This is a genomic window from Clostridium sp. ATCC 25772, from assembly GCF_001573875.1.
In the GTDB taxonomy this organism is placed as follows: domain Bacteria; phylum Bacillota; class Clostridia; order Clostridiales; family Clostridiaceae; genus Clostridium_J; species Clostridium_J senegalense.
The window spans coordinates 78466-91312 of the sequence record NZ_LFRG01000003.1 but is presented as its reverse complement, the minus strand read 5'-3'; the positions used below and the strand labels follow the sequence as shown (position 1 = coordinate 91312).

The following is a 12847-nucleotide window of genomic DNA, read 5'->3' as shown; positions in this document are numbered from 1 at the left end:
AATCTATTTTCAAGTATTTAGTGTTATTAAATATTTAGAATTAGATTCTTTTTTATATTAATTATAAAATAACTTTTCAAATTTAAGAAGTTGAATTTAAAATTATAGATTCAAATTTCTTTATAGGAATATAGCTACAGTATTTAAAAGCTAATGTTTAGGATAATAAAAGATGAACCGTATCATAAATAAGTGAGGGTTATAGCCTTAACCATTGATATTAATTGGTTAAGGTTATTTTAGTAAGTGAAAATATCGTATCATAAGTAATAAAATACAATAAGTTTAGAAGTAGATATTTACAAAATATGTTACAATAAAAAGAAAATAGGTTTGAAATAAAAGACAAATAAATAGAAATTTATAAAGCAGAGTATAGGCACAAGGGGTGAAGAAAATGAAGCTTATTAAATTAACGAAAGAGTATAAATGTGAATGGGAGGATTTGATTAAGGAATTTAAAGATAATGAGGAAAAGTTAACTCCACTAGCTATGAAAGGGAATTCTAATACTTTTGAGGAATTTTTAATTGAATCTGATAACAACTCAAAAGGTATAAAGTTGCCATATGGGTTTGTTCCTTCAGATGTTTATTTCTTAGTTGATAATAATTCAAAATATTTGTTAGGTGCAATAGATATTAGACATTATTTAAATGAATACTTATTACAATATGGTGGCAATATTGGTTATGGAATAAGACCAAGTGAACGTCAAAAAGGATACGCAACAGAAATGTTAGCTTTGGCGTTAGAAGAGTGCAAAAAAAGAAAAATGCAAAAGGTTTTAATTACTTGTTTTAAAAATAATTATGCATCAGCTCATACCATTATCAAAAATGGTGGAATCTTAGAAAATGAAGTTATTGATGATGGAAAAGTTAAACAAAGATACTGGATTCAACTATAATTATATAATTTAATTAAAAAATTAAAATTAATATAATGGTACATTAAGAAGGGGATATTGCAAAACTGACTAAAGGGTAGAGGAGCAATAGCTCTTTTTTTTACTTTGAACTATTAAAGTTTATATAATTACGAACAATAGTAATTATTATAATAACAATTTAGAATAGCAGTACACAATAAATAAAGTGGATTTGATATTGTTACAAGTTATTAATAAACAGTATAAAAAATTACTAGGATATATTAAATTCTAGTAGTTTTTCTTATTCTTAAGAAAGTAATAATTCATAGTAGAAATGTATCTTACCGGGTATTTAATACAACTTAGAAACATAAAATTGCCGATTAAAATTAATATCTATATACTAAAAATATAAGAATTCTTATTAAAGTTTTGGGAGGTAATAATGAAAATCACTGTTGAGCATACAGATGTAGAAGAAAATGAAATTATACTAAGATGCAAAAGCATAGATGAAGAAATGCTTCATATATTATCTTTATTAAAATCACGAACACAAAAGTTATGTGTGTTTAAAGAAAAAAGTGAATTAATACTATTATCACCAGATTCAGTTTTTTATTGTGAATCTGTAGATGAAAAAGTATTTGTATATACAAAGGAAGATGTATTTCAAACTGGATTAAATTTAGCTGAAATAGAAAGTAGCTATTCAGATGTTGGATTTTTAAGGATAAGTAAATCTATTATAATAAATCTTCATAAAATAAAAAGTCTTAAAAGTTACACTTCAGGAAGAATTGAAGTTTATTTGAAAAGTAATGAAAAAGTAATTGTATCAAGACATTATGCACCTATTTTAAGACAAAAACTTGAAAGAAAATAATTTAAGTGAGGTAGTTAATAATGAATGCTTTTAATAAATTTTATAAATTTGGATCACAAGTAAAACCCAAAATGGCTTTATATTCGTTAGGTATAGTATTTTTTATTTCAGTAGTAAATTTAATTAAAGGAGTAACTACAATTAGTATATTTACTCTACTGGAAACTTGTATTGTAGCCTTTATAGTTGCATTAATAGAACATTTTTCTTTTAAAAATTATGATATTCTTTCAAAAGAAAAGAAAAGAAAAAATACAATTTTATGGACTGTAGTAACTAATATATTAATAGTTGGAGCAGCAATAATATTTAAATGGTTTCCTATAATAGAGCCTTGGTTAGGAGTGCTACTATTTATTATACTTCAATGTGCAATTATAGCCATGAGATATAGTATTTATGTTATGAATTTAGTAGATACAAATGATTTAAATAATAAGTTGAAAAAATATCAAAGTACAAATAAGTAAATATAAAAAAGATGTAATTATAAATAAAACATTACTTGTTACTAATATGGGGAAGGGTACCATGAATAATGAAGATTTTTAATATGATTTTAAATTTTTTATAGTATAATTTAAAATATAATTCATTTTTTTAGATAAATGGAGAAAATTTAATTATAAATGAATTATAGAAGTTGATTAATAATGTATTTAACACACAAGAAAAATTATAGAAAAACATATGAATTTAGGAGTAGAGGTATAGTAATGAAGAATTGGATTGATGGTGCTAAGAATAAAAAATTTATAGCTTCATATAGTGGTGGCAAAGACAGTACGTTAGCTTTATACAAAGCTATGGAACAGGGGACAGCTTTAGGGATTATTGTAATGATGGAAGAAGACGGGGAAAGGTCAAGAGCTCATAGTTTATTTACAGATGTACTTAAAGCACAAGCAAAAGCAATAGGAATACCTCTTTTTATAGGAGCAGCAAATTGGGATAACTATGAAAAAGTATTTGTAGAAATATTAAAAGAAGCAAAAGGACAAGGAGCTCAAGTTCTTATAACAGGGGATATTGATATTCCAGAGAATGAGTGTTGGCATGAAAGGGTTGCTCATAGTGTGGGACTTGAGCTTGGAATACCTCTTTGGAAAATGGATCACAAAGAAGTAGTTAAGGAATTTATCTCTTTAGGATTTATAACTAAGGTTATAACAATTGATACAAAAAAAGGAATGAAGAAAGAAGACCTTGGAAAAGTACTTACTTTTGATTATATGAAAGAACTTGAAGAAAGAGGGATTGATCCTTGTGGAGAAGGTGGGGAATTTCATACTGCAGTTATAGCAGGGCCACTTTTTAAAGAAGAAATAAAAGTTAAAGAGGGAGATATTACTTCAGATGGACAGTATATGTATCTAACTTTAGAAATATAATAGAAGAAAGCCTTAGAATAACTAATTAATTATTCTAAGGCTTTTTATGAATTTTGCTATTTAATAAAGCGTTTGATTTATTGAATAATTTTACATTCTAATTCTATAATAAAATTGTCATTAACTTATGACATAGAGTTTGCTTATTTTAAGAATTAAAAGTATTTTCTTTTACATTCGGTAAAAGATGTTCCTATTTTTTCTTCAAAGTATTTTAAAATTTCAAAGGTCGACTTCCATCTTGGAATTGTATATTCATTAAATCCTGCTCTTAATGCCATATCCACAATTCTTTTTTCTATCAAAACGAATCCACTTGGAAGAGATAAGTAATCACATAATTTTATTAATTTATCATAATCTGTTTCCTCTGTATTTGATAAGTACTTCTTTACAAAGTTATATTCTTCAGTTGTACCGTCCCATTTTCCTACAATAACAACTTCATTATTATATTTAAATGCTGTATGGCTTAAACAAGTTCTTGCTACTAAATCATAGCCTTTATTAATTGCATAATTGTATCCATCTATTCCATGTCTCATAGCATATATGCCTTCTCTTCGACCTATATCATGAAGCAAACCTAAAACATATGCTAAGTTCGGATCTAGATTATCTGTTTTCTCTGCTATTAATCTTGCTGCTTTTGCTACATATATAGAATGATTTACCCATGGACCTGGGTTCAACTTTTCAGCTTCTTTTAAAATTGATTGAGCATCTTCTAATGAAGGCACACTTTTTTTATTACAAAGTTCCATATCTAATCTCCTTTGAAAACCACTTGAAATTATTTAGTGGCGAATGTTATATTTCAAGTAATAACTTAACTAATTATAACATAATTTGAAAAATATATATGGATAAAGAAGAACAGAATAATGAATTGCAAAGGAAATAATAAAAGATTTATGTAAATGGAAAGACATAGAAATATTAGAAGGACACATGATGCAAGATCATATACATATATTAGTATCAATTCCACCAAAGATAAATATATCAAGTTTTATGGAATATATTAAAGGAAAAAGTGCAATTATGATATTTGATAGACATTCAAATTTAAAATATAAATTTGAAAATATGAACTTTGGGGCAGATGTATATTGTGTGAGCACTGTAGGTTTAAATGAAAAAACAATAGCAAAATATATAAGGGAACAAGAAAAATATGATCAAATTATGGATAAGATTACAACAAAAGAGTTAGATAACCTTTTTAAGGGTATAGTTAAATAATCAGTTTACAATGGCTTGAGCAATTCATCTGCTTTACGGGTGGACATGACTGTTCATTTAAATCAGAATAATTTTATATTTAACTTAATTTATTTTTGTTATATTTTTGATTGAAATGATTGTATTAAGATGCTTTGATTTTTGTTGTTTCAAATTAAAATAAATAAAAAAAGAAAATTATTTAATTGTTAACAAAATATACATAAAATTAAAAAAATATAAATAAAAAGTACATACTATCTCGACTTTATTTTCCTAAAAATGTATATAAAATATAGTATACTATAATAGTGCATAAATGAATTATTAATATCAAATTTTTTAAAATAAATATTAAATTAATTTCAGCAATTTATACTAAAGTTAAGAAATTCAATATATCAAATTTTGATATAGAAATTCGAGCTCCAAGATTAATGTTTATACTATGAATTAAAATTCATCATGTCCTATATATTTTGCTATGACATTAGTTAGATTCTATGCAATAATTTTTGAATAGTTTCTTATTTGTTCATCCAGAGGGGGGCTTTTTTATAGTCATTTTCCGAATATTGGAATTTTTAGGTAGTGGTGTAAACAAGTGAATATCATCTTTATATTTTTGTAAATAACTCTACCATAAGGTTTAGGAGGGAGAAGGTATTGAAAAAAAGATATGGATTGTTTGATATATTTAAGATATCATATAATGCAAATTCAATATTATTTTTAATTAAAATTTTAGAATATTTGGTATACGCTATATTACCATTATTTGAATTTTATATAATTAGTTATTTTATTAATATTAGTACTGATGTGATTACAAGTAAATCATTTGATAAAATAATATTTCCAATGATTTTATTAATAATAGTAATTGGTTTTAAGCATTTATCTGAACAAATTTTTAAATTATCAACATATAAATTAGATCTTGAAATTGATCGATATCTTAAAAAGCTTTTTTTGCAAAAAAAAGCTAAGCTTGAATACATATATATAGAAAATAAAGATATGTATGATAAGGCAAATCGATTATCAGATAAAGCAGAAAAAAGAATTCTAAATGGATTAAATGCTTTTTTAAACATAATGGTAATTTTAGTTAAATTTATAATTTCTATAGTTGTTATGTTTAAATATCTTGGTGTTAAAAGTTTAAATTTTATTATCTTAGCTATACCTATATTGATTTTATCTGGATATAATGGAAAAGTCACATATAAAAATACTAAAAATTTTACTAATGACACTAGATTTATGGACTATTTATCTTTAGTATTAACAGATAAAAATTATTGTGAAGAAAGAGCTCTATTTAATTATTCTGATTCATTAAATGAAAAATGGAAAAAAATAAGTAGAAAAAAAACAATGACAATATACTTACTTATTTCAAGATTATTTTTTAGGATGGATATTAGTGCGATTTTAATGATTTCATTATCAGGAATAATAATATATTTTTTTATATTAAAAGCAGTTTCAGGAGTTGTTACATTAGGTGTAATAATAGCATTAACTAATCTTCTTAAGGATTTGTCTGAGCAGTTGCGTTGGGGAATGATGGATAATATATCTATATTATCAGAAGATAAAGAATATTTTAATGACTTGGATGAATTTATGAATTTTAATGAAAAATTTGATGCTACAACAGCACGAAACTTAAAAGAAATTGATCCTAAAACAATTAAATTGGTAAATGTTTCTTTCAAATATCCGTCATCTGATAAAGAAATATTACATAATATAAACTTTGAATTTGAAAAAGGTAAACATTATGCAATAGTGGGTAAAAATGGATCAGGTAAAACAACATTAGTTAAGCTACTAACGGGCCTATATGACAACTATGATGGACAAATACTAATTGATAATGTTGAATTAAGAAATCTAGATATGAATTTTATAAGAAATATATATTCTGTAGTATTCCAAGATTTTTCAAAATATCCTATAGATATTAAAAGTAATATTCTTTTTGGTAATATATCTGATAAATTTAATAAAGATAAATTTAATGAATGTATTTCTATAGTAAGCATAAACAAACTTATAAGTAAACTGCCTAATAAAGAAAATACACTTATTGGAAAGGTAAAAAAAGGATCAATAGATTTATCCGGTGGTGAATGGCAAAAACTTGCTATGGCAAGAGCACTATATAATCCTTCAAAGATAAGGATTTTGGATGAGCCAACAGCTGCTATGGATCCTATTGCAGAATCTGAGCTTTATGAAAATTTTGGAAAATTAAGTAAAGATGTTACAAGTATTTTTATTAGTCATAGATTAGGATCTATAAAATTAGCAGATATAATACTTGTATTAGACAAGGGAGAAATAGTTGATAGTGGCTCTCATTATGAATTAATGAAGAAAAAAGGATTATATTACGAGTTATATTCAGATCAAAGGAGTTGGTATAAAAATGAAGTCGAAGTTTAATGGGATTTTACCAATATCCAAAACAATTATATATATTTTTTTTAGTAACTTAAAAGCAAATCCAATAATATTAATATTAAGTATGTGTTTTAGTTTGATACAAGGATTATCGTATGGGATGATAGCAAAACGTCTTAAGATATTTTTTGATTCTGTAAGTATAAATATAAATATAAATAAGGGAGATATATTAAGTGATACAATAAACGCTTTAATAATTTTAATAGGGATTATTGCATTTGCTATGTTTATTAATGGGTTAAATAATGCATTCCATAATCTTGTCGAGGGAAGAATTAAAGAAACTGCACTTTTAAATTTGCATAATAAATCTAAGAAGCTTACTCCATTTTCATTTGAGGATACTAATATATTAGATAGCTTGCAGAAAGCAAGAGAAGGAGCAGATGCATCTACAAATTTATTATTTGTTATTATACTTATATTTACTTTTTATATTCCAAGTTTAGCTTATCTAACAATATTTTTTTTAAATATACACCCATTGTTAGCATTAACATTACCTATAATTTTTATTCCTACTATAATAAATCAGATGTTTAGAATAAAAATTTTTAGTGAATTAGCTGATAAATCAGGACCTAAACTTAGAGAACTTAAAAGTTTGGAAGATTCTATCGTAGGAAAGGATTATTATAAAGAAACAAGGCTATTAGGTGTATTTCCTTATTTATATAGAAAGTATAGCTTATGTTTGAATCAGGTATTAAATTTAAAGTGGAGATCTGAAAAGAAAGTTGCAATAAAAGAAGGGGTATTAAGATTAATATCTCTGATAGCATATATTTTAGTAATATTATTATTAACTTATTTGCTAATTAATAACAACATTAGTCAAGGAAGTTTTGCAGCTGTGCTTTCGACAGTGGGATTTATGTTTAGTACTTTGGAAGAATTAATTTTTTATCATATAGAAACAATTTCAAATAATATTGGTTACGTTAATAATTATGTTAAATATATGACACTTACTGAAGATAATTATAAAAGTTACGCACCTATTAATATGAAATCTAAAATTAGTTTAGATAATATCAGTTTTTCATATCCAAATCAAAATAAAATGACATTAAACAATATAAAATTCAATATAAAAAAAGGTGAGACATTAGCAATAGTAGGAATGAATGGTGCTGGAAAATCAACATTTGCAAAGCTTATTCTTGGGTTTTATAAGCCTGAAAAAGGCGAAGTTAAATATGATTCAATATCAATTAAAGACAAAAGTTTGGATGATATTTGTTACAACACTTCAGGAGTTATGCAGAATTTTAATAGATATAAATTTTCTTTAGAAGATAATATTGCAATTGCAGATATGAGTAAAGATATAGATAGAAAAAAGATAATGGATTCTTTAGAAACTTGTGAGGTAAAAGTAAATGAGTTTGATAAAGGTTTAGAAACTATTTTGTCAACAGAATTTTCAGGTATAGATTTATCAGGTGGACAATGGCAAAGATTAGCTATGTGTAGAGCTTTATATAAGAATAATAATGTTTTAGTTTTAGATGAGCCAACGGCTGCAATTGATCCTGAAATGGAAACAAGTATATATAAAAGTATTAAAAAAATATCTTTTAACAAAACGTCAATAATAATTACTCATAGGTTAGGAATAACTGCATATGTTGATAGAATAGTTGTGTTAAATGATGGTAAGATAATTGAAGAAGGATCACATTCCGAACTAATGGCTTTTGAATCTAACTATAAAAAAATGTATTTAGCTCAAAGGAAGTGGTATGATTTTGATTATTGAAAAAATACCTATAAATTTAATTAATGATTATGCTGAGGCATATTCTTATAATAGATTATCACAATAATCTCATAATAAAGGAAGAAGGGGCAGTATTTTCTGAAATCCATTTGGAATATTTAAAAGAAAAATCAACTGAAATAGCTAAAACATCTAAACAATTAATTGAAACTTCTAATATTGATAAAATAAAAATAGCAGTAATATAAACAAATGCAAGAAAAGAAGAAGAAAGTTTATCATATCGAGTAGCAATTCTTCTAAAATGCTTTACTTTATTGAAAAAGCATTCAACTAGATGGCGTTCTTTATATATCCACCAATCACAATGCCAAGGATTCTTTGCATTAGATTTAGATGGAATAGTATAGGACGTTTCTTGTGACCATTATATATTCTCTAAATTCATTTATACCATATGCTTTATCAGCTAAAATATTGCTGCCTTGTATTTGTAAATTTGAAAGAACATCTACAGCCTGTGTGATGTCATGTAGATTACCAGATGACAATTGTAAGTGTACAGGATTACCAAGGGCATCGACAACTGCATGAATTTTTGTCGTATGTCTTTCATGGCTTAATCCAATATGTTGTTTTATTTCGCTATTTATAGTCCTTTTTTAGCCCCATCACTATACTGGTGAGCTTTAATACATGTTGAGTCGATACTTAAATTTTCATAATCTGAATCTGAGCTTAGCTCTTTAAAAATCACCAATAAAGTACCGGCATCACGCCATGCGGCATCGCTTCTTGCAATCCATAGTATGGCATTGAACATGACTCTATTATTTTTTGCTGGTCTTCATGTCCTTGCCACAGGAAATAAATTTTTTATTTGATTCCATTGTTCATCTTATATTTCGTAACGCTTTTGTGTCATAATTTTATAGTTTTTTTGATATTATTATATCTAAAGTTTAAATCGTTTGCATTAATTAGTTTTCAGACACACCCTAGAGGAATAAAGGAATATAATTTAAATGATATGTATAAATACCTTGAAGATTTTATAATTGATACAAATGATAAATATCCAACGATAAAATTTGAATCTATAAGTATTTAATTTAACAAAACTAAAACGAATTATGTAAATACATTTGATGCTAGTCTTACTGAAATAAAAGGTCATTATACATTTAAATTTATGTTTGTTGGTGGAAAAATTTATAAAATATATGTCGTGGTGCATAATAAAAGTAATGTTTAAGAACTCAGAAAGTATGTTGAAATATTATAAAATTATATAATTACAAGAAGTAATCCCTTAGATTGTATGAAACAACTGCACTGTTCCGAACTGTCGGAGTGTAACGTATAACAGCATTTGACCTGGTTAGGATAGGAGTAATTATCGTATATGTAGTGACATCTATAAGTATAGATGAAAATAAAAATCATATATCTCTTATGAAGGTGTTTGGATATAAAAAGAAAGAAATAAACTCAATGATGTTAAATGGAGCAAGAATTTATGTAGTACTTGGATACATTATGGGAGTTTCTATTGGATACGCTATAGTAAAAGCAATATTTAAAATCTTTGAAGCTCTAGATATAGTGTTAGAAGCAAGACTTAATATATCTTACGTACTAATAGGTTTTGTTATAATAGCTCTTACATTTGAAGTATCTAAACTTATGTGTGCAAGAAAAATTGATAAAACATCTTTAGGTGAAGCTCTTAAAATGCAAAAAGAGTAGTAAAGCAAGTTATTTAAATATAAATAATAGATTTAATTCTGGATATTATTCCTGCAGTTTATCTCCATTATGAATCCATAAAAATCTAAAGTTTAGATTTTTATGGGTTCTTTTAATTTCTATAATCAAGTTCCAACACTTTGACACAGATACTATATTGAGTTCTTGAAATGAAAAACGATAAAAGTAGAAAATATAAAATATAGGAGATAATAAAAATATAATTGTCAGCAGAATATAATCAGTTTTTAGAAGTACAATAAAAAGGATATTATAAATAATAAAAACTAAGATAGCGAGGGACGTATGAAAAAAACATTATATGAATATGAAGAAGTTATAAAACAGCTTCCTAGAAAAGATAAATATGAAAAAAGTGAATTATTAATAGATGATTTGCTTATAGAAAAAAACGGAAATATAGAAATATATTATGCTCCACACAATGATTATTTAAACTCAAAAGCCAAGATATTCATTATTGGAATAACACCAGGTTTCCAACAAATGAGCACAGCTATTTCCACTGCTCGAAAAGAACTAGAGTTAGAAACTGATATTGAAGGAATTCAATATAAATGTAAGGTGGCTGGTAGATTTAGTGGAAGCTTAAGAAAAAATATAATTAGTATGTTAGATGATATAAAACTTAATGAGGCGTTAAGTATAAATAGTTGTTCTGCCTTATTTGAAGATAAAGATTACTTACTACATACTGTATCACTTATACCTTATCCTGTGTTTGTAAAGAAACAGAATTATTCAGGACATACACCTAAATTATTAAAAAGTAAGTTCTTAATGAAATATGTATATAATAATTTTATTAAAGAACTTAATGACATTGAAAATTTTAAAAATATATTAATAATACCCTTAGGCAGAGCAGTTGAAGAGGTACTATGTAAGTTATCAGAAGAAAAAATTATTTGTGAAAAACAGATTCTTAAAGGATTTCCACATCCATCTGGAGCTAATGTAAATAGAATTACTCAACTGAAAGAAAATAAGGGAAACTTAATAAGGCAAATTAAAAAAAATATAGTCCTATAATTGGATAATGAAAGAATCCATAGTATAATCCTACGTAGTTACGGAGAACTGAATCATAAATAATGAAGTTTTTTAAGGATAATAAACATATAATTGATTAGCATGTGATAAGCTTATCTTTTTTACATCTAACTCGAAATCAGGCATATGGTGAATAATCTTATCATAGATTAAAAGCTCCAGCAGTTTATGTTAGAGCTTTTTTATCAGAATTTTTTGTTGAAAATTTGGTTTATGACGAAATAGAAAAGATTAAAAGAAAGTGGATTATAGTTATCTTTGAATGTAATAAAAATCATTATGTTATTTTCTTGAAATCATTGCAGAAAAGTTATGTGCAAAAATTTAAAGATATAGGGGATTGGGGTAAATCATATAATATACTAGTTAAGATAGGTATTGCAGATGGGGATATTAGTATGCTGCTGGAATTAAACACACATAAACTATTAAGAAATTAGGTTTGATAGTGGTAATGAATTATACAAAAATTGAAGACTGTGGATAAAACTTGTTTAAAGACTGTTTAATTACAATAGTTAATGTATATACTACAATGATTAGAAGAAATTAAAAATAAGAAATTAGGTGATTTAATGATATATATATATATAACTGTTATGGAGGAACCCACTCATCTATTCTAGCAATGGCTTATCACTTAGAAATGCTGGATGAAACTAGAGAACCGACTAAGGATGAAATCTTGAATTTACCTAACTTTAATAAGTTAGTATATGGAAATCGTGGAGAACTTTTTTATTATGGTAGTGATAAAGATGGAAATGAAGTTTATGTTGTAGGTAGAGGACGTTCAAAAGTTTTAATTCCAGGATTATATAATTTAGCTTCTATGCTCCATAAACAAGATCTATTAAATGAGAAAATTATATTTTCTAATACGTCGCCAACGGTGCCATTACCAATGACTTTTGGTGGATTATTTTCTAGGATGTTAAAAATTGATTTTATAGGAGTACCTTTGCTTATAAAGGGAGCAAAAAAATCTTATAAAGATATTATAAAACTTGTAAATAATACAAAAAAAGAGGCAAAGGAAGATAAGTCAGAGGTTATTATTCTAGATAATAAGGAATTTAAGAAAAAATAATTTTAAAGACAAATGAGATGTTATATTATATAAAACCTAATATAATAAAAAATTAAGGATTTAAAATTAATTATAATCAGAGAATTTTTTATATTAGTGTGTACATAAATATTTATAATTAATAAATTAGTCTTATTAACTATAAAAATATAACTAGACCTTGAAAATACATATTTGTAGATTCAAGGTTTTTATTTTCATGGAAATAAATTAACTTGATATTAGTAATTTTTAAGTAATTATCTACTTTTTAGATTTTGCTTATTGTTTTGTATAAATATTGATACAACTAAAAATTTTAATATTTACTATCTACAAATTAAGGCATAGTAATAGTTAAATATTTATATAATTTACT

11 protein-coding genes and 2 pseudogenes are annotated in these 12847 nt (G+C 25.4%); 11 read left to right on the top strand and 2 right to left on the bottom strand.

Annotated elements, in window-relative coordinates:
- Window positions 1–397 precede the first annotated feature (397 nt).
- The 4 genes from AZI32_RS01545 to AZI32_RS01530 all read left to right on the top strand — a co-directional run bounded on the left by AZI32_RS01545 (window position 398) and on the right by AZI32_RS01530 (window position 3151).
- Window positions 398–910, top strand: a complete 513-nt coding sequence (locus AZI32_RS01545) for a GNAT family N-acetyltransferase (protein WP_061994163.1) — start codon at window positions 398–400, stop codon at window positions 908–910.
- A 409-nt stretch (window positions 911–1319) separates the two neighbouring features.
- Window positions 1320–1760, top strand: coding sequence for a LytTR family DNA-binding domain-containing protein (locus tag AZI32_RS01540; RefSeq protein ID WP_061994162.1), 441 nt, complete (start codon window positions 1320–1322; stop codon window positions 1758–1760).
- A gap of 20 nt (window positions 1761–1780) precedes the next feature.
- Window positions 1781–2230: a hypothetical protein gene (locus AZI32_RS01535; protein WP_061994161.1), complete on the top strand. Its 450-nt coding sequence runs from the start codon at window positions 1781–1783 to the stop codon at window positions 2228–2230.
- Between the two features lie 246 nt (window positions 2231–2476).
- Entirely contained in the window at window positions 2477–3151 is a 675-nt protein-coding gene (locus AZI32_RS01530; RefSeq protein ID WP_061994160.1) for a diphthine--ammonia ligase, read from the top strand.
- Between the two features lie 155 nt (window positions 3152–3306).
- On the opposite strand, the gene AZI32_RS01525 is transcribed toward AZI32_RS01530, so the two are convergent.
- On the bottom strand, window positions 3307–3915 hold the full coding sequence (locus AZI32_RS01525) for an HD domain-containing protein (protein WP_157450819.1): 609 nt from the start codon (window positions 3913–3915) through the stop codon (window positions 3307–3309).
- A gap of 133 nt (window positions 3916–4048) precedes the next feature.
- Between AZI32_RS01525 and tnpA the strand changes: the two are divergent.
- The 4 genes and pseudogenes from tnpA to AZI32_RS18605 all read left to right on the top strand — a co-directional run.
- Window positions 4049–4396: pseudogene (tnpA, locus tag AZI32_RS01520) on the top strand (IS200/IS605 family transposase); the annotation flags it as partial.
- A gap of 645 nt (window positions 4397–5041) precedes the next feature.
- The gene (locus AZI32_RS01515; protein ID WP_061994159.1) at window positions 5042–6832 is read left to right on the top strand and encodes an ABC transporter ATP-binding protein; all 1791 of its coding nucleotides are present in this window, start codon (window positions 5042–5044) and stop codon (window positions 6830–6832) included.
- On the top strand, window positions 6816–8615 hold the full coding sequence (locus tag AZI32_RS01510) for an ABC transporter ATP-binding protein (RefSeq protein WP_061994158.1): 1800 nt from the start codon (window positions 6816–6818) through the stop codon (window positions 8613–8615). Before AZI32_RS01515 ends, AZI32_RS01510 begins: the two co-directional genes overlap by 17 nt.
- Window positions 8616–8644: 29 nt before the next feature.
- Window positions 8645–8824, top strand: a complete 180-nt coding sequence (locus AZI32_RS18605) for a hypothetical protein (protein WP_162266729.1) — start codon at window positions 8645–8647, stop codon at window positions 8822–8824.
- Here the strand turns inward: AZI32_RS18605 and AZI32_RS17810 are convergent.
- Window positions 8800–9456 (bottom strand): annotated as a pseudogene (locus AZI32_RS17810) (IS5 family transposase); the annotation flags it as partial. The gene AZI32_RS18605 and the pseudogene AZI32_RS17810 sit on opposite strands and share 25 nt — an antisense overlap.
- Before the next feature lie 482 nt (window positions 9457–9938).
- Here AZI32_RS17810 and AZI32_RS01505 point away from each other — a divergent pair.
- The 3 genes from AZI32_RS01505 to AZI32_RS01490 all read left to right on the top strand — a co-directional run bounded on the left by AZI32_RS01505 (window position 9939) and on the right by AZI32_RS01490 (window position 12489).
- A complete protein-coding gene (locus tag AZI32_RS01505) occupies window positions 9939–10325 on the top strand; it encodes an FtsX-like permease family protein (protein ID WP_082761096.1) in 387 nt (128 codons plus the stop codon).
- A 306-nt stretch (window positions 10326–10631) separates the two neighbouring features.
- On the top strand, window positions 10632–11378 hold the full coding sequence (locus AZI32_RS01500) for a hypothetical protein (protein ID WP_061994156.1): 747 nt from the start codon (window positions 10632–10634) through the stop codon (window positions 11376–11378).
- Between the two features lie 601 nt (window positions 11379–11979).
- Window positions 11980–12489 (top strand): DUF3189 family protein, encoded by a 510-nt coding sequence (locus AZI32_RS01490; RefSeq protein WP_275934966.1) that lies wholly within the window; start codon window positions 11980–11982, stop codon window positions 12487–12489.
- The last annotated feature ends 358 nt before the right edge of the window (window positions 12490–12847 follow it).

Excerpts from the sequence above, each read along its gene's own strand:
- AZI32_RS01510 (WP_061994158.1), top strand. The coding sequence starts at position 6,816 with ATGAAGTCGAAGTTTAATGGGATTTTACCAATATCCAAAACAATTATA.
- AZI32_RS01525 (WP_157450819.1), bottom strand. The coding sequence starts at position 3,915 with ATGGAACTTTGTAATAAAAAAAGTGTGCCTTCATTAGAAGATGCTCAA.
- AZI32_RS01500 (WP_061994156.1), top strand. The coding sequence starts at position 10,632 with ATGAAAAAAACATTATATGAATATGAAGAAGTTATAAAACAGCTTCCT.
- AZI32_RS01545 (WP_061994163.1), top strand. The coding sequence starts at position 398 with ATGAAGCTTATTAAATTAACGAAAGAGTATAAATGTGAATGGGAGGAT.
- AZI32_RS18605 (WP_162266729.1), top strand. The coding sequence starts at position 8,645 with ATGCTGAGGCATATTCTTATAATAGATTATCACAATAATCTCATAATA.
- AZI32_RS01535 (WP_061994161.1), top strand. The coding sequence starts at position 1,781 with ATGAATGCTTTTAATAAATTTTATAAATTTGGATCACAAGTAAAACCC.
- AZI32_RS01530 (WP_061994160.1), top strand. The coding sequence starts at position 2,477 with ATGAAGAATTGGATTGATGGTGCTAAGAATAAAAAATTTATAGCTTCA.
- AZI32_RS01540 (WP_061994162.1), top strand. The coding sequence starts at position 1,320 with ATGAAAATCACTGTTGAGCATACAGATGTAGAAGAAAATGAAATTATA.